We start from the raw sequence: 18,347 nt of genomic DNA on the forward strand, positions 1-18,347 counted from the left end.
AGTTTTCGAGGAGTTGGCCGTAGAAGCTGGATCCGAAGGCGCGGGACATGAAGCAGCACATGGATGGCATGCTTCTCGAACAATGATGAGGAGTAGGAATTATGACAATAGTAGCTTTCAATAACGTAACAAAACGGTTTACTGGGGATTTGATTTTAGAAAAAATTAGTTTACAGGTGGAGCAGGGAGAACGAATTGGGCTCATCGGTCGAAATGGTGAGGGGAAAAGTACGATTTTGAAGATTATTGCGCGGATTGAGCCACCTGATGAGGGGATTGTTTCGGTGCAAAAGGGCGCAACGGTGGGTTTGTTGGATCAGATGCCGAACGTGACGGGCACGATGGTTGTGCGCGATTTTCTGAGGACGGCGTTTGGGCATGTACTGGCTTTACAGGTGGAATTGGAAGCGATGGAGAGTCGAATGATGCATGATACGAACGAGAAGTTGCTGCGAGATTATGGTGAGAAGCAGGCTCGCTTTATCGAGTTGGGAGGCTATAATTTAGACACGGATATGGATAAAATTTTGCATGGGTTAGGAATTCCTCATTTGGCGGATAAGCCTTGGGAACAGCTTAGTGGCGGGGAGCGTACGAAGGTGTCGCTTGCTAAGATGTTGTTGGAGGAACCGGATTTGCTGTTGCTTGATGAGCCGACAAACCATCTTGATTTGCGGGCGGTGGAGTGGTTGACGCAGTTTTTGAGGGTATATCGGGGGACGGTGTTGGTTGTTTCGCATGATCGGTATTTCTTGGATGAGGTTGTGCACAAGATTGTGGAACTTGAAAACAAGGAGTTGATCACGTATCACACGAATTTCTCGGGATATTTAGTGGAGCGTGAGGAGCGGCTACTCAAGGAATTCAAGGATTATAAGGATCAGCAGAAGAAAATCAAGAAGATGAAGCAGGCTATCAAGCGCTTGCGGCAATGGGCGATGGAGGCTAATCCGCCGAATGATGCGTTGTTTCGCCGCGCAAAAAGTATGGAGAAGGCGCTAGATCGGATTGAGGTCTTGAAAAAACCAGCTTTGGAGCAGAAGAACATGCGGCTTGAGTTCGAGGAGTCGAAGCGTAGCGGGGAAGATGTGGTGATTTTTGATCAGGTGGGCTTGGAATTCGGGACGCGGGTTCTGTTTGAGAGCCTGGACTGGCACGTGAGGCAGAAGGAGCGAGTTGCGATTGTTGGTGATAATGGGGCTGGGAAGTCGACACTTTTGAAGCTGATCCTTGGTGAGTTGCAGCCTGACATCGGGACGGTGCATGTAGGGCCAAGTGTTGACATTGCTTATTTATCGCAGCACATGGATGTAGGGGATGAAAATCAGACGGTTCTAGAGGCGTTTCGCGATAAGGTGGCGGTTGTTGAGGGCGACGCGCGACATATGTTGGCGACTTTCTTATTCTATGGCGAAATGGTGTTTCGAAAAGTGGCAAACTTAAGTGGTGGCGAGCGAATGCGGCTTAGTTTGGCGCAATTTATGAATCAGCCTGTGAACACGCTACTCTTGGATGAACCGACAAACCATTTGGACATCGCCTCACGGGAAGTTCTTGAGGAAGCATTGCGAAATTTTGAGGGGACGATTATTGCGATTTCGCATGACCGCTTTTTCATGGACCAGATTTTTGATAGGACGGTTTGGTTGGAACGGGGGCAGATTTTTTCGTACGGGGGAAATTATTCGTATGCTACCGAAAAGCAATTGTTTCACGTGAAACATAGAGACTATATACCTATGGCGAATGGATGTAAAAAACGCCTACAACTCCTTTCATATCAAAATAGTTAGCTGATAGTCTGAAAGTCAAAATAGTTCAGAAAAAACTGATAATTACCAGCCTCTTGACATATGACGCTATTTCTTGTAGCATTTATACAATTAGCAAAATCTATCGGCGGAAACGAAGAGGGGTTGCGAGTGATTTTTTCTACTATTAAGAATGGCTTGTAATTTTGGAGCGGTGACGTCAACCAAATTTGAAGGAGTGTTGCGACCCATGTGGGAGACTAAGTTTGCAAAAGAAGGTCTTACTTTTGATGATGTATTGTTGGTACCGGCGAAATCGGATGTGCTGCCGAATGAAGTGGATTTGAAAGTCGAAATGACGCCGACACTGAAGCTCAATGTACCGGTTTTTAGTGCGGGTATGGATACGATTACGGAGGCTAAAATGGCGATTGCGATTGCGCGTCAGGGCGGTATCGGGGTTATTCATAAGAACATGACAGCCGACGAGCAAGCTGGGGAAATTGAGAAGGTGAAACGTTCGGAGAGTGGCGTTATTATTGACCCATTCTACTTGACGCCAGATCATAAAGTATTTGACGCGGAGCATTTGATGGCGAAATATCGTATTTCGGGTGTACCGATTGTTAATAATGAAGAAGACCGCATTCTTGTTGGGATTTTGACCAACCGTGATTTGCGTTTCATTACAGACTATTCGATCGTGATTTCTGATGTGATGACGAAGGAAAACCTAGTTACAGCACCAGTTGGCACGACATTGAAGCAAGCGGAGAACATCCTACAGAAGCACCGCATCGAGAAACTTCCACTCGTGGATGATAATGGTGTTTTGAAAGGTCTTATTACGATAAAAGATATTGAAAAAGTGATTGAGTTCCCGAATTCGGCGAAGGATTCTCATGGTCGTTTGCTCGTTGCAGCAGCAGTTGGCGTGACGCATGATACGCTGAGCCGTGCGGAGAAACTAGTCAAAGCTGGCGCGGATGCTATCATTATTGATACGGCACACGGTCACTCGCAAGGCGTTTTAGACAAAATTGCTGAGATTCGTGCGGCGTTCCCAGACGTAAATATCGTTGCTGGTAACGTGGCTACGGCTGCGGCAACGCGTGAACTTTTTGATGTTGGGGTGGATATCGTGAAAGTGGGTATCGGACCTGGTTCGATTTGTACGACGCGTGTGGTCGCAGGTGTTGGGGTTCCTCAGATTACGGCGATTTATGATTGTGCGACGGTTGCGCGTGAGTATGGCAAAACGATTATTGCGGATGGCGGGATTAAGTATTCTGGCGATATCGTGAAGGCTCTTGCGTCTGGTGGTCATGCGGTTATGATCGGTAGTATGTTTGCTGGAACCGACGAAAGTCCTGGCGAAACGGAAATTTTCCAAGGTCGTCGTTTTAAAACGTATCGCGGTATGGGTAGTCTGGCTGCGATGGAGAAGGGCTCTAAGGACCGTTATTTCCAAGCCGACGCGAAGAAGCTAGTTCCGGAGGGTATCGAAGGTCGTGTGCCTTACAAGGGCTCTCTTGCGGATGTGCTGTTCCAACTGATTGGCGGTATTCGCTCTGGTATGGGTTATTGTGGTTCAGCCGATTTGCGCCACTTACGTGAAGAGTCGCAATTCATTCGAATGACTGGTGCAGGCTTGCGTGAGTCGCATCCACACGATATCCAAATTACGAAAGAAGCGCCAAACTATAGTATTTCTTAAATAAACAAAATAAAGCGTCCTAGGCTTGATGAGACTCGCAAATCTCATCAAATCTAGGACGCTTTTTGTGTGGCTAGTTTTTCCTCGTTCTAGCTTGTGCTACGAATAGCATGGAAGCAAGAAGGCATAAAACTAAGCCGATTAGGATTAAATTACGCTCGGAGCTGTCACCGGTTTTTGGTATTTTTGATTCTGTTGTTTTCGATGTTGTCATTTTTGTTGGTGTGCTCGTTTCCTCTAGAGCTGGTGCTTTTTCTGCAGGATCTTTGATGCTTGGTTTTTCTACGTTTGGTGTTTTTGTACCCGGTGTTTCTGTACTTGGTTCCTCTGTACCTGGATTCACCGGTGTTGGATCATAAGGTGTAGGGTCATCGAATGATGGTCCTGGTTGGAACGTAATCACATTCTCCATCATGACTTTTACCGGAGTTTGATCATCGCCAAACGGAATTTCAAATAGGAGCGGCGTGTTGTCCAATGTGTAGCCAGCAGGAGCCTCAGTCTCGACAAAGCTGTACTTCCCAGGTATTAACCCATCCACTGCCAAAAATCCGTTCTCGTCCGTTGTGAGGCCTTCTTGTACAACCGTACCTTGCGCGTCTAATAGGTTAAAAACAGCGCCAGCTAACAAAATCGAATGGTCGGATGCGCTGACTTTTGTTAGCTCCACAGACCCATTTTTCATCGTATTTTCTTTGACTAAAGAAACAGGGGTTTGATCGTCGCCAAAAACAATTTCAAATGCGATCGGTGTGCTGTCTAACGTGTAACCGATAGGCGCCCCAGTCTCGACAAAGCTATATTTTCCTGGTTTCAAATTAGAAACTTTCAAGAATCCATTGTCGTCAGTGGTTAGATCTGTTTGTAAAACTGCACCTTGCTCATCTAACAAGTCAAAAGTAGCCCCAGTGAGTGTCACTGCATGGTCTGCCGAATCAACTTTCGTCAGTTCCACAGACCCATTTTTCATCGTGTTTTCTTTGACTAATGAAATAGGCGTTTGATCATCACCAAAAGCGATTTCGAATGCGACTGGTGTGCTATCCAGTGTATAGCCAAATGGAGCGGCCGTTTCAACAAAGCTGTATATTCCAGGTTTCAAGTCGGAAACTTCCAAAAATCCTTTGTCATTGGTAGTCAAGCCTGCTTTTATAATCGTGCCTTGCTCATCTAACAAGTCAAAAGTAGCCCCAGACAGTGTCAATGTCTGATCCGCCGAATCAACTTTTGTCAGTTCCACAGACCCGTTCTTCATGGTGTTTTCTTTAACTAAAGTAACAGGAGTCTGGTTGTCGCCAAAAGCGATTTCGAACGCAACCGGTGTGCTATTTAGTGTGTAACCAGAGGGAGCGGCCGTTTCGACAAGGCTGTACTTCCCTGGATTCAAACTAGCAATTTTTAAAACACCGTTTGCAGCAGTAGTCAAGCCAGTTTTCAAAATCGTGCCTTGCTCGTCCAGTAGATCAAAAGTGGCCCCAGCAAGCGTCACTGTGTGGTCCGCTGAATCGACTTTTGTCAGTTCTACAGACCCAGTTTTCATGAGATTCTTTGTTTGTAAGATAATTGGATCGGTGTCTTGCTCGGTAATCGTCACGGATTGTGGTGTGTTATCGAGAACGTAACCGACTGGCGCAGCTGTTTCTACTACTGTGTATGTGCCCGTTTGTAGTGCTGCTGATAGTAAAATACCGTTTGCATCCGTATTGCCTTGGAAAACTACTTTACCGTGTGTATCTTTAATTGTATATTCAGCATCGGCGACCGGTTGACCGAAATTATCGGTTTTCACTATCTGAATTCGCCCGTCGTATTTCTTCGTTGCTACGGTGTTTGATTGGATAATGTTATTGGAGACGTTCATATAGGCAGAGTTCAAGAGAGAATCGCCAATCTTTAAAGTAGAGACATTAGCTTCAAAAGCCCAACTATTGCTCCCGTTTTTCGGTGTATCGACGAGCGTTTTTATCGTTAGTGCATTAGCGTCATATTGAATGTCAAATTTGCTTTTATCGTAGTCAAGTATCGATGTGATTTGGATTCGGGAGTCTAGCGGATCGGTAATAACCGTGCCCGCAGGAATGCTAGCACCGTCTAGTGACACCAGTTTTAGCGTATAAGTAAGCGTGTTTTCATCGTAGTTAAGAATTTGCTTATCCACGCTTTTACTTAGAACGTAGCTTGTTCCGAAATGTTGAATCGCTTTAACTGGAAAGACTCTCTGAATAGCGCTCGTGTTTGACGCTGTGAAATTGGCAGTATTCACTTGCGCGCCAAGGTCTGGGTCATCTACTTTTAAAGCGTATTCAATAAAATAAGTATCTTCTGCTGCTACGTCACCTAAATCTACTTTAAAAGTGCGAGCTGTCGTGTCGTAACTAATCTTATCTTGAAAATCGGCCGTTGCATATTCAAAACTGATTGCAAGACCCTGTGCATCAAATGCGGTAGCCTTTAAAATACGGATGTTATCAACGGTCATGTTATTTCCAGGTATATTGGAATTTGTGTCAGTAGCTACTAAAGAGGTTCCTATCGGAAGTGTATCGGTGATGATGACGTCATTTAGGTCCACCTGTTTGTAGTTCACGACAAGCTGGAATTTATTATTTGTAGGTGTCGTTGTATTTAAAACTGCGACGTTGTTTTCGTCTAAATCACCTTTATACCACTTATCGAAAATCACTGGTACAATCGGATTTTTCTTTGAGACATCGACTGTTATATCATCATGCTTCGTAGCATAATCAATGGAGAAGGTCTGCGTATCATTATGTGAATCACCTATCGTCAGTATTGGGGCGCCAAATTGAATCTGAAAAATACCGTGAAAGGCTTCATTTGAGGCAATCAAGGTAGTGTCTATGGATATTATAATTTTGTAATTTGTATCATCTGAGGTAATGTTTTTCAGCTTGAAAGGTGCTGGTAAATCTAGCTTAGAAGTGAAATCGGTGATGCTATAAACGATGTCTTTTGGTATGGTTATGGTCAGATCGCCGTTCTCTGGTGTGAAGGAACCTGCGCTACCGGAAAGGTTAACTTGAAGCGTGACTTCTTCTCGGTTAGTAATGGAGCCAGATGGGACAGTAATCGTTGTTTTAATGCTATCTGTGGAGGATGTAGTTTGAGCGGCTATCGCGACCAAGCTAAACGATTGTAAGAATAGGACAAAGCATATTAATGTTATTAGGTATCTTCTTTTGTTTTTCATTATGTTTCTCCTTTATGGGAATTATTTTTTTGAAAAATCTAACTTATTGAAATATAACTAATTTGTATCGGATAGACTCTGTGAAGAAGAAGTATAATTCAATAGGCACGATTTTGATATAAATTTGTTTATTATGGCCTCCTTTTTAATCATGGATTTGAAATAAATACTATACATTTTTTTGTTATTAACTTACAAAGTAAAATATTAGCATAGACAAGTAACGGTGTAAAGGCTGTTTAAATGGGGCTCCCTAACTTTATGTAAATAGGTTTGTTAATTGTAAAAAAAATAACGATAATGTATTTTTTTTGTGTAATAGACCTTACTAAAAAAGCCTGTTTTTTCATGCATGTTAGTAGGATTTGCGTGTTTTACCGCTTAGGTAAAATGTGTCATGTCTAAAATGTGAATTTTTAATGTAAATGGGGATTAATCGGTTTTATTGTAGAGTTGTCTCTTTTGGGTGAAATAGATGGAACATGTATCTTCTACTTGTTTTAGAGCAGTTCAACGATCCGTGGACAGTGAAAAAGAACATCCGTATTTCGAAGGCTTCGTTTAATAGTACGTGGAGTGCTTTGAAGAAACGCGCGATTAGCTACTAAATCAGGGATAAAAACTGATTTTGAAGGGCTTGAGATCTGTGAAAAAACGGATTTCGCGAAAGCCCTTCTTTTGTTTGGAGAAAAACGGTATACTAGATGGATAGAAAAGTTTGTACGGGAGATAAGGTAGGTGCTAATAAATGATTGAACAATATTGGAGTAGATCACAACAGGTTTTGCAGGAGAGCTTTGGGTATTCGACATTTCGTGATGGACAAGAGGACGTGTTGCGGAATCTGTTTGCGCGTAAGGATACGCTAGCAATCATGCCGACGGGTGGCGGAAAGTCGCTTTGTTACCAGATTCCAGCGCTTGTCTTGGATGGCTTGACGATCGTTGTTTCGCCACTGATTTCGTTGATGAAGGATCAGGTGGATGCGCTGAATGAGCAGGGGATTCCGGCGACATTTGTTAATAGTTCACTTTCGGGCAACGAGATTGACAATCGGCTTTGGGATGCGGAAAATGGGGCGGTGAAGTTGCTTTATATCGCGCCGGAACGCTTAGAGACGGCGAGCTTTAAGCGTTTGGTCGATACGACGGATATTGCGCTTTTCGCGATTGATGAAGCGCATTGTATTTCGCATTGGGGACATGATTTTCGTCCGAGTTATTTGACGTTGTGTGATACACTGGATCTTATTCACCCGCGGCCACTCATTATTGCGCTGACGGCGACGGCAACGCCAACGGTTTCGGAGGACATCATGAAGTTGCTCGACATCGGCGCAGACAGCATTGTGCAGACGGGCTTTGCACGGGAGAACTTGGCGTTTCAGGTCGTGAAGGGGCAGGATCGTGATAAGTATTTGCTCGATTATGTGAAAACGAATGGTGAGCAGTCGGGGATCGTGTATGCAGCGACGCGTAAAGAGGTGGAGCGACTATACGAGATGCTAACGAAAAAGGGGATTCCGACGGGAAAATATCATGGCGGTATGTCGGATAAGGAGCGTAACGCTTGGCAGGAGAAGTTTTTGTACGATGATGTGCGCGTGATGGTAGCAACGAATGCTTTTGGAATGGGAATCAACAAGTCGAATGTGCGGTATGTGATTCATTATAATTTGCCGCGAAATGTCGAGGCCTATTATCAAGAAGCTGGGCGTGCTGGGCGTGACGGCGTTGCCAGCGATTGCATTTTGCTTTTCGGTCCGCAAGACACGCATATTCAGCATTTTTTGATTGATCAGTCGGAAATGGACGAAGAACGCAAGCAAAACGAGTATGCAAAACTGCGTCAAATGGCGGGTTACGGCTATACGGAGATCTGTTTGCAGAAATATATTGTGCAATATTTTGGCGAGGAAGGTGAGAACTGTGGGCGTTGCGGGAATTGCCTAGATACGCGAGAGGCGCAGGACATCACGATTGAGGCGCAGCAAGTCTTTTCATGTATTAAAAGAATGCAAGAACGGTTCGGAAAAGTGATGGTCGCCAAAGTGTTAACAGGCTCGAAGGATCAGAAAATTCAACAGTGGCGTTTGGAAGAACTATCAACGCATGGTTTGATGAAGGACCGCTCGCAAAAAGATGTGTTGCAATTGATCGATTATTTGGCGGCGGAGAAGTATTTAGCGTATACAGACAGCCAATTTCCATCGTTAAAACTGACGAACGAGGCGGTTAACGTCCTGCTTGGTAAAGAGAAAGTGACGCGGAAAACGGCTCGTAAAGTTACGAAAGTATCGATTGATGTCGACGAGGGCTTGTTCGGCGAATTGCGCGAAGTACGTCGGGAACTTGCATCGAAGCACAAAGTTCCGCCATACATTATTTTCTCCGACGAAACGCTACGGCAAATGTGTGAATACCTGCCAAAAGATGAAGAGGCATTCCTCGAAATCAAAGGTGTCGGTATGAATAAGCTTGAGAAATATGGCGCGGAATTCTTGGAAGTACTACAAAAGCAAGCATAAAAAAGCAGTATTTGGGTGTATTCTTAAACCCAGATACTGCTTTTTTGTTGCTTAGTTTTGATTCGTGATTCTTACATAATTCGCAAGGCTACCGAATGTATTTTTCAGTTCCGCCGAGCTTGTTGTTAGTGTGCCCATGTTTTTGCTGCTCAGAATATTATTCAGTCGGAAAACATTGACAGAATCCCAGGTTTGCGTACTATTTGCTGCATTCCAGACGCTGATTTTGCCACCGGAAATGCTTATGGAACTGTTGTAAAAGGCATACATGAAGTTTGTTTTATTTGGGCTCTCCAAGTTCAGATACGCGACATGATCAAAAACATAATCGATACCAAAACTATAAGAAAAGCCCTCTGCCGCTTCTGTTGTGCGAACATTGAATACCGCATTTGGTGCAACTTCTACGCGTGCATTTTTGGCTGTGTATTCTGTACGTAGCATCGGTTGCGCGCCACTTGCCGTGAAGCTAGCGCCATCTGCAATGCTTATTTTAGAGAAGCCGTAAATCGCGTTCTGTCCATACCAAGGCCCATTACTACCAGGGTACAGCTCTACTTTTGCCTGAGGTTCAACGATGAAGTTTTTGTCTGTATTACCCATGCCCATCGTGATGACCGTCGAGCCGCTTTCATTAGATGAACCGCCGCCCTCCGTGGAACCATAGTAATAAGAGCCTGCCTTAATCGTCATATTGCGAACGTAAACATTGCTACCCGTCGTTGATTTAATCACGTTATGACCATCAAAAGTAACTACTGCGCCCAGCACATTATTACGAATAAAGAGAGTACCGTTAAACGTGATGTCCTTAGCGTTAATGTTCATGCCGTAGTTGTTGTACTCAGAAGTAGCGCTATAAATACTCCCGTACGCGTTATTACCAGCTACCTTACCGCCAAAAATATCAAATTGAATACGTTTCCCTGCCGCGTCATTTTTGCTTAAATAGTAGTTCGAGGTATTCATCGTGTAGCCATTTAGGTTTAGTTTCGTATCATCTGAAAGCTGTAAATTCTTCGTGAATGTCACATTATTCATCAGCTTCAAATTTGTAAGCCTGCTTGCTAGAGCTGCCTCAAGATCCTGCGCTGACATAATTTCCGTCGGTTTCGCCGCATCATAAGAAAAATCAATGCTTCCTAGATTCAGCAACTCAAAATTCGGGAATGAAAAAGGTCTGCTAAAAATGAAATATACATCATGCGTACCCTTAACATTCGTTGTTGAGATTGTATTTAGAGCCCATGTGTTCACATTTCCTGTTTGTTTCAAAACCTTTGTCCCAATCGTTGTGCCCGTTGGACTATCCAGTTTCACTTCAACAGTCGTTGCATCATAGAGTACCGCCGTTGACATCTGCAAGCTACCAAAAGACTTATCAAAATTCACATTTTTGTAAGAAACCCAGTTTTGTGTCGAAATATTCGATAGAAATGGCGTCTTGTCCGCTGTCGTAGGGACCGCATTAATCGCGCCATAACTTGTACTATAAGCATTCGCCGCTACTTTTCCAGACAACTCAGGTTGCTCACCAGTTATTGTATGGTAGACATTGTTTGCCAAGATCGCAGCGCCTTTCCCATTCGGATGCACGCCATCAGGTACAAATTCTTTCGCACCAACCGTCGCCGTCTGATTATCGATAATCGAAACGTCCACATTCGCTTTTTCAGCAGCCTCTACAATTTTTGGCAAAATTTTATCCATGTTTGCTTGGTTAATCATGTAAGCTGTGTTAAACACAACCGGTGGTAGGGAAACATAGACGACCGGTTTCGTTGCTAGCGCCTTATATTTATTAATTAATTTCACGTAATCGCCCACGTATTGATCGATTTTTGCAAAATTAAACGATTTAGAATCATTCGTGCCAAGTTGTATAATCACGACATTTGGGTTAGATGCTAAGCTTTGCGTGTACTGCGTTGTGCGGATATACGGATCATCCCCGTTCTCCAGCAAGGTTTTCCCGCTGTTCCCATAATTCGTGACATTGTAATTCGTTCCGAGTCGATTGTTCAGCTGTTTCGGATAAGCGTTATAAAAAACGTTTTCCACGTTCAGCCCGTATGTGATACTATCCCCAATTGCAGCAATATTCACCGGTTTTGCATTTGAGAAAACATGAATCGCTCCTTTTACCGGTTTATGCGCATTTTCGGTTGTTCCGAATATAACATGTTCCCCAACCTCATTAAAAATGGCAGGATCGATAGTATTCCACTGTACTTTCACTTTTGTTAGTTTATATGCATTGTCCGCTTGTTGCACCTCTGTAGGTAATCCAACTGCATTTCCAACTGTTGTCACAATGTTTATAGTGGGAATAAAGCCGGTTTCAGCTGCTTTCGTCGATAAAGGTAAAATCACGAAAATGGCAAAAATTAGGCATGTCATCCAAGCGTATTTTAGTGTTTTTTTCAACATTTTCATCCTTTCTATTGTAATCTTTCCTAAGCATAAGCGAATTCAAATGGGGGCACCAGCTTTATTTAGTGTTATAAAGGACAAAAAAAGCTAGTGTTAACAAAATGTTCACCAAAAGAACAGTTTTCCACGATTGATTGTATAAAAAAACGCATTCTTAGTTTTTAAAATGGGATCAGCGGGTACAAGTAAGAGAGGTATATAAAATTTTTTTAAAAGAGAGAATTGAGAGGAGTTGGGTTTTTGTGAAGAAGTTCATGTTACTTTTAGTATTGCCAATAATGTTGATAGGGGTGCTGTTTCACCCGTTAAGCCCTGAGGCGGCCGCGAATTTCTCGGTAACGGCAGTGATTCCAGAGAACCAAATAGATAAATCGAAAACCTATTTTGACTTGCGCATGAAGCCAGGTCAAAAGCAAGATTTAGAGGTTGTACTTAGAAATGATACAGATAAAGAGATTACAATCGAAACGAACGCAAACACGGCCGTGACGAATGACAACGGAATCGTGGATTATAGCCAGACCGATCCGAAGCTTGATAAATCCCTGAAAACACCGTTCTCCGCAATCGCTAAAACTGATGCAGAGGCTGTACTTCCCGCCAAAAGTAGCAAAACAATTAAGGTATCCGTGACGATGCCAGCAGAAAGCTTTGACGGCATTATTCTCGGAGGTCTACAGTTCATCGAAAAAGAAGATCCTAACGCAAAAAATGAAGATGGCAAAGGCGTACAAATCAAGAACCGTTACGCGTATGTGGTTGGCGTGCAACTATCGGAAAACGATACGGTTGTAGAGCCTAACATGAAATTACACGAAATCAAACCTCAACAAATCAACTATCGCAATGTGGTGACGGCGAACTTACAAAATCCCGAAGCAACGATGATTAAACCACTGACGATCGATGCAAAAGTTTACAAATCAGGGGACGATCAAGTTTTGCATCAAGCCAAACGTGATAATCTTCGCATGGCACCAAATTCTAATTTTAACTACGCGATTGACTGGGAAAACCAGCCACTCAAAGCTGGAAAATACCGATTGAAAATGGTCGCTACATCCGGTGATAAAACATGGAAATGGGATGAAGAATTCACCATTAAAGGTGACGATGCGAAGAAACTAAACGATACCGCCGTAGAACTTGAGAAAGACTATACGTGGTGGTACGTTGCAGGTGGAGCATTAGCGCTAATTCTACTTGTACTACTAGCATTCTGGTTAGGAAAACGCTCGAAGAAAGACAAAGATAAAGAAGAATAAGTAGGGAATCTGGATAATGACGGGAGGGAAGTACCCGCGTTATCCAGATTTTTGTTGTAGGTCTTAAGAAGTGTCGTGCGCTGAGTTAGCATCTAGCTTTGCAGGCTAGATCTTCGGAGCTTTCACCCCCTCCGCAAAAATCAAAAGAGGATTTTTACTGCGGGGCCTCCAAGCTCTGTCAGATCTGGACGAGCTTGCTTAGCTTTTCTGTGTGTCTAGCTTCGCAGGCTAGATCTTCGGAGCTTTCATCCCCTCCGCAAAAATCAAAAGAGGATTTTTACTGCGGGGCTTCCAAGCACTGTCAGATCTGGACGAGCCTGCTTAGCTTTTCTGTGTTAAAATAAACGTATCTCATAATCCAGAAAGGAATTTTAATATGACAAAAACAGTAGTTTTAGCAGAGAAGCCTTCTGTTGGGAAAGATATTGCGCGCGTTCTTGGCTGTAAACAGGGCAAGAGCGGGTACTTGGAAGGCTCGAAATATATCGTTACTTGGGCGCTGGGGCACTTGATCACGCTCGCTGATCCAGAGAATTACGACGCCAAATATAAATCGTGGAACATGGAAGACCTGCCAATGCTCCCGCAAAAAATGAAACTCGTCCCAATCAAGCAAACGCGTAAACAATACGAAACGGTAAAAAGCTTGATGACGCGTAAAGATGTAAGCGACATCGTGATTGCGACAGATGCTGGGCGCGAAGGTGAACTCGTGGCGCGCTGGATTATCGAGTACGCCAAAGTGAAGAAGCCAATTAAACGTTTATGGATCTCATCTGTGACGGACAAGGCGATTCGTGAAGGGTTCAGCAAGTTACAACCTGGCAAAGCTACGAAAACCTCTATCGTTCGGCAGAAGCGCGTTCAGAGGCTGATTGGGTGGTTGGAATCAATGCCACACGAGCCTTAACGACGAAGTACAATGCCCAACTATCTTGTGGTCGTGTGCAAACGCCGACGCTTGCGATGATTGCCGGGCGCGAAGAAGAAATTCGCCAATTTAAGCCGAAAGAATTTTATCAGTTGACCGCGGTGACGGAGCAAGGGAGTTTTGCTTGGAGCAAAGGCCAGACGTTCGACGAAGCCGAGGCTGAGAAAATTGCGCGGAGCTTGAACGGCAAGGAAGCCTGATTACCGATGTAGCCGTGAAGGAGAAGAAAACACACGCGCCAGGTCTGTACGATTTGACCGAGCTGCAACGTGACGCCAACAAACGCTTTGATTTTTCCGCAAAAGAAACGCTGAACATTATGCAAACCCTTTACGAACGCCACAAAATTCTGACGTATCCACGTACCGATTCGCGTTTTATTTCGGATGATATCGTACCAACGCTGAAGGAGCGCGTCGAGGCCTGTGGTATCGGCCCATACGCGAAACCTGCTCGTGCTGTGGCATCTAAGCCGATCAAGGCAAACAAATCATTTGTTGATAATAGCAAAGTAAGCGATCACCACGCGATTATCCCGACCGAAGAAACGCCGAGTCTATCCGACTTAAATGACCGCGAACGCAAAATTTATGACCTCGTTGTGAAGCGTTTCTTAGCCGTGTTATCTGCACCATTTGTGTATGAAGAAACCGCTGTACAAGCTAAAATTGGGGCTGAAACATTCGGTCTCAAAGGCAAAGTCGTGAAATCACTTGGTTGGAAAGCGGTTTACAATGAAGACAACGACACAGACACCGTGACAAAGCTGAAAAAAGGAGAGCAGCTAAAAGTTCGCGACATCCAGATTCAAACTGGCAAAACAAAGCCACCCGCTCGTTTCAATGAAGCAACACTACTTTCTGCGATGGAAAACCCAAGCTTATCTAGTGGTAAAAAAAGATCTGGCGAAAACGCTCGGAGAAACCGGCGGACTCGGTACCGTTGCGACACGCGCCGATATTATCGAGAAACTTTTCAACAGTTTTTCCCTAGAAAAGCAAGGCAAAGACATCATGATCACCTCCAAAGGTCGTCAGTTGCTCGACCTTGTTCCCGCTGATTTGAAATCACCAGAACTTACTGCAATTTGGGAGCAAAAACTATCTAAAATCGCAAAAGGTCAGCTAGATAAAACGACATTTACGAATGAAATGCGCGACTACGCCAAAAAAGCCGTGACGGAAATCAAGCAAAATGATAAGAAATTCAAGCATGATAATATCACATCAACAAAATGTCCAGATTGCGGTAAACTAATGCTTAAAGTCAAAGGAAAGCGGGGCACGATGCTCGTGTGCCAAGACCGCGAATGTGGGCACCGTGAATCCGTTGCTAGAACAACAAACGCCCGCTGTCCCGTTTGCCATAAACGGATGGAATTACGCGGAGAAGGCGATAAACAAATTTTCACGTGCTCCTGTGGTCATCGCGAAAAACTGTCAGCATTCAACGCTCGCCGAGGCAACGAAAAGAATAAAAACGTCTCGAAAAGCGAAGTTGCAAACTATATGAAGAAGCAAAATAAACAAGAAGAAGAGCCATTCAATAACCCAATGGCAGAAGCATTAGCGAAATTGAAGCTGAAGTAAGAGCAGGATACACATCCAAACCTAGAAATGGGCTAGGATGTGTATTTTTTTCATGCGCTTCTTGAAATTGGTAATGGACTAGATAATTAGATACAGTAGTAAATAGTTCTTTAGGGACTTGTTAAAGCGAACGTATGTTTGTATACTGTTATATATAGTGGTGGAGACAAGACATGGAAAATATCACCCAACCAATAAACCGGAGGCGATTGATCATGTCCTACACAGATCGAGGAATGAAGAAGTGGGGCGGCTTTATATTAAGTGAGCACACAGCACATATGGAGCAAGCGAACAAGACTCCAGAGTGGAAAGAAGCGATGAGTGAAGAACAAATTGAGTCCATTCTACAGCACGCAACTTCCCAACGCGTCATGTTAGCAATTCAAGAATATCAAGCTATCGGTGTCGATGCACAGGCGGATATTATTGGGCAATTAATTGGGATAGAAGGCAACAGTATTTACATTCGAACGAGTACAGGAATCTCTGCGACGGAACTTGCGAATATTCGCCATATTGAGGAGAGGCGGCTTGAGAAATGGTTCAGTTAATAGACTATGATAGCGCCCCGAAACGCGATATTTTATGCATCGATGTAAAAAGCTTTTTTCGCGTCTGTTGAATGTGTTAAACGACGCTTAAACCCGTTAGAGGCTTATTTAGTTGTGATGAGCAATCAAGAAAATCAAGGAGGCTTAGTCCTTGCCGCAACACCGAGAATGAAAGATGCATTCAATATCAAAACAGGATCGAGACGCTATGAAATCCCAGAAGATTCGCGTATTGTGGTGGCGGAACCAAGAATGAAGCTTTATTTGCAAGTGAATGAAATGATTATCGCAATATTTAAGCGTTACGTGGCGCCAGAACACTTGCTGATTTATTCCATTGATGAGGCGATTTTAGACGTATCGTATTCACATAGCCTATTTGGAGATACCATGACGATTGCGAAGCGGATTCAGCAAGATATTTTAACGGAATTGCGACTTTACGTCACTATCGGTATCGGCGATAATCCATTGCTAGCCAAAGTAGCATTAGATGTGGAAGCAAAACATCAACAAAGTGGAATAGCAGAGTGGCGCTACGCAGATGTTCCCAGCAAGTTATGGCGTGTGAAGCCAATGACAGAAATGTGGGGCATTGGCCGAAGAACAGAAGTACAATTGAATCGGTTGGGAATATATACAATATATGACTTAGCGCATACAGAACCCAACCTATTACGTCACGCGATGGGTCTCGTTGGCGAAGAGCTTTTTTATCATGCGAATGGTATTGACCACACGGATTTGGCAGAGAAGTACGTCCCATTGTCGAAAAGCTTTGGCAAGAGCCAGATATTAGAACGAGATTATTCAGATCATCTGGAAGTAGAGATTGTTATCCGTGAAATGGTGGAGGATATAGCAATGCGTTTGCGACGAGAGCAGGTTGAAACGGCTGTCGTTCATTTGTCGATCGGTTATAGCCGCTATAGCGTATTCAAAGGATTCGGAAATCAGATGAAAATTCATCCCACGGATAGTAGCAAGAAATTAATTGCTTACGTGCTTTATTTGTTCCGGAAGCATGTTGCGAATGAACCAATTCGAAGCCTATCTGTCCAATTGGGGAAGATTCGTTATAAAGAAGGAACCCAGTTAAACTTATTTGAAAGTGCCGTTCAAACTGTGAATCAAGAGCAATTGGAACGAACTATCGATAAAATCCGCGATCGTTACGGCTTCCAATCATTAATGCACGCAAGTAGCTTAGCGAGTGGAGCGACAGGGATGCGACGGGCAACTTTGGTTGGTGGGCATAAGGGTTGACTGGCTAAATTACACGAAATAATTCTATTTTTTAGCTATACTAGTCAATACTGTGAACCAACGGACAAATTTTTTTATTCTATTTAGATAAAGAAATGGTGCAAAACTAGCCTAAAAGTACAAAGCTTTCTTAGCATATTGGGTGTAAAATATAATTTGTGAATATAATCACAAATTCGAGAGGAGTTGCTATTAATGATATTTGCGAAAAAAGTACAAGATTATCAAAATCGTATTTTTAATGTAAATGAAATCAAGTCTTTCGATAATGCCCAAGCTAAGAAAAATATTTTTTATGAAACTGGACAAACAGTTGGAGCTGTATGGTGTTTAAAGCCTGGACAAGAACTCTATTTTCATTCCCACAAACAAGCGGATGATATTTGGATTTGCATCGACGGTGATTCAGGAACATACTACCCTGAATGCGGGGAATCGGTTGAAATCTCAAAAGGTATGGTGTGCGTAGCAAGACCAGGCGAGAAGCATGGTATGAAGAACACTGGCACAACAGACTTTGTATTTATTGGAATCGCAGGACCGGTACCATTGGATTTAATTTTGCATGAGCATGAATAGTGATAATTATATATAAAATAGGTGAATCAATGTTAAAGTCACCCGAAACGTGCTACTATAGACTTTGCACAAAGAAGGGGGGCTATGATATGAACATCATTATTGCATTATTAGCAGGTTTGATTGCATTTGCTGTCGGAGCTTTATGGTACACAGTACTTTTGGCAAGGCCTGGATGAAAGCGGTGGGTCTAGATGAAGAAACCATTCAAAAAGGATCGCCGGTAACGCCGATGATTGTTACGCTTCTTGTGGAAATGGCAGTAGCTCTGATTGTTAGCTTTATTTTAATTCATTTAGATTTGGATATCTATATTGGTGGTTTGTTAATTGCTGCAGCCGCGATTTTATCCGCAATCAAAAACTATGTATTCGAAATGAAGCCATTTAAGCTGATTCTGATTAATGAGAGCTATAAATTAGTTACGATTATGATTATGACTGCAAGTGTTGCGTTTTTTGGATGAAGTTTCAATAAAGTAGAGTATTTCTGATGCAAAATCGGGGATGCTCTGTTTTTTATTA

The 18,347-nt window shown here is 43.3% G+C and carries 9 protein-coding genes and 2 pseudogenes; 9 read left to right on the forward strand and 2 right to left on the reverse strand.

Translation table 11 applies throughout. The annotated features are described in order from the left end of the window. Positions 1–101 precede the first annotated feature (101 nt). Together abc-f and guaB are read left to right on the forward strand one after the other, a co-directional pair. A complete protein-coding gene (gene abc-f / locus PGRAN_RS08530; RefSeq protein ID WP_065427914.1) occupies positions 102–1,793 on the forward strand; it encodes a ribosomal protection-like ABC-F family protein in 1,692 nt (563 codons plus the stop codon). A 208-nt stretch (positions 1,794–2,001) separates the two neighbouring features. Continuing rightward, complete coding sequence (gene guaB / locus PGRAN_RS08535) at positions 2,002–3,468, forward strand: IMP dehydrogenase (protein WP_036066476.1); 1,467 nt, start codon at positions 2,002–2,004, stop codon at positions 3,466–3,468. 73 nt (positions 3,469–3,541) lie between these two features. Here guaB and PGRAN_RS15675 read toward each other — a convergent pair whose 3' ends face one another. After that, positions 3,542–6,679 carry an MSCRAMM family protein gene (locus tag PGRAN_RS15675; RefSeq protein WP_051998522.1) on the reverse strand — a complete coding sequence of 1,046 codons (3,138 nt, stop codon included), beginning with the start codon at positions 6,677–6,679 and terminating at the stop codon, positions 3,542–3,544. Between the two features lie 748 nt (positions 6,680–7,427). Here PGRAN_RS15675 and recQ point away from each other — a divergent pair. Beyond that, positions 7,428–9,206 carry a DNA helicase RecQ gene (recQ, locus tag PGRAN_RS08545; protein ID WP_036066478.1) on the forward strand — a complete coding sequence of 593 codons (1,779 nt, stop codon included), beginning with the start codon at positions 7,428–7,430 and terminating at the stop codon, positions 9,204–9,206. A gap of 51 nt (positions 9,207–9,257) precedes the next feature. On the opposite strand, the gene PGRAN_RS15680 is transcribed toward recQ, so the two are convergent. Next, on the reverse strand, positions 9,258–11,636 hold the full coding sequence (locus tag PGRAN_RS15680) for a GDSL-type esterase/lipase family protein (protein WP_051998523.1): 2,379 nt from the start codon (positions 11,634–11,636) through the stop codon (positions 9,258–9,260). Positions 11,637–11,893: 257 nt separating this feature from the next. Here PGRAN_RS15680 and PGRAN_RS08555 point away from each other — a divergent pair, with 257 nt between their 5' ends. The 6 genes and pseudogenes from PGRAN_RS08555 to PGRAN_RS08580 all read left to right on the forward strand — a co-directional run bounded on the left by PGRAN_RS08555 (position 11,894) and on the right by PGRAN_RS08580 (position 18,289). Further along, positions 11,894–12,904 (forward strand): WxLIP family cell surface protein, encoded by a 1,011-nt coding sequence (locus tag PGRAN_RS08555; RefSeq protein ID WP_036066508.1) that lies wholly within the window; start codon positions 11,894–11,896, stop codon positions 12,902–12,904. Positions 12,905–13,280: 376 nt separating this feature from the next. After that, positions 13,281–15,424: pseudogene (locus tag PGRAN_RS08560) on the forward strand (DNA topoisomerase III). A 215-nt stretch (positions 15,425–15,639) separates the two neighbouring features. Further along, entirely contained in the window at positions 15,640–15,978 is a 339-nt protein-coding gene (locus tag PGRAN_RS08565; RefSeq protein WP_036066479.1) for a hypothetical protein, read from the forward strand. Next, positions 15,966–17,244: pseudogene (locus PGRAN_RS08570) on the forward strand (Y-family DNA polymerase). The gene PGRAN_RS08565 and the pseudogene PGRAN_RS08570 overlap by 13 nt, the downstream one beginning before the upstream one ends. Before the next feature lie 195 nt (positions 17,245–17,439). After that, positions 17,440–17,823, forward strand: coding sequence for a cupin domain-containing protein (locus PGRAN_RS08575; RefSeq protein WP_036066483.1), 384 nt, complete (start codon positions 17,440–17,442; stop codon positions 17,821–17,823). 175 nt (positions 17,824–17,998) lie between these two features. Further along, the gene (locus tag PGRAN_RS08580) at positions 17,999–18,289 is read left to right on the forward strand and encodes a DUF1761 domain-containing protein (protein WP_051998524.1); all 291 of its coding nucleotides are present in this window, start codon (positions 17,999–18,001) and stop codon (positions 18,287–18,289) included. Positions 18,290–18,347: the final 58 nt, after the last annotated feature.

It is taken from the genome of Listeria grandensis FSL F6-0971 (genome assembly GCF_000525835.1).
Lineage (GTDB): Bacteria > Bacillota > Bacilli > Lactobacillales > Listeriaceae > Listeria_A > Listeria_A grandensis.

What these genes read in the sequence shown, in the direction of transcription:
- recQ (WP_036066478.1), top strand. Translation starts at nt 7,428, where the DNA reads ATGATTGAACAATATTGGAGTAGATCACAACAGGTTTTGCAGGAGAGC.
- PGRAN_RS15675 (WP_051998522.1), bottom strand. Translation starts at nt 6,679, where the DNA reads ATGAAAAACAAAAGAAGATACCTAATAACATTAATATGCTTTGTCCTA.
- PGRAN_RS08565 (WP_036066479.1), top strand. Translation starts at nt 15,640, where the DNA reads ATGTCCTACACAGATCGAGGAATGAAGAAGTGGGGCGGCTTTATATTA.
- PGRAN_RS08575 (WP_036066483.1), top strand. Translation starts at nt 17,440, where the DNA reads ATGATATTTGCGAAAAAAGTACAAGATTATCAAAATCGTATTTTTAAT.
- PGRAN_RS08580 (WP_051998524.1), top strand. Translation starts at nt 17,999, where the DNA reads ATGAAAGCGGTGGGTCTAGATGAAGAAACCATTCAAAAAGGATCGCCG.
- guaB (WP_036066476.1), top strand. Translation starts at nt 2,002, where the DNA reads ATGTGGGAGACTAAGTTTGCAAAAGAAGGTCTTACTTTTGATGATGTA.
- PGRAN_RS15680 (WP_051998523.1), bottom strand. Translation starts at nt 11,636, where the DNA reads ATGTTGAAAAAAACACTAAAATACGCTTGGATGACATGCCTAATTTTT.
- abc-f (WP_065427914.1), top strand. Translation starts at nt 102, where the DNA reads ATGACAATAGTAGCTTTCAATAACGTAACAAAACGGTTTACTGGGGAT.
- PGRAN_RS08555 (WP_036066508.1), top strand. Translation starts at nt 11,894, where the DNA reads ATGTTACTTTTAGTATTGCCAATAATGTTGATAGGGGTGCTGTTTCAC.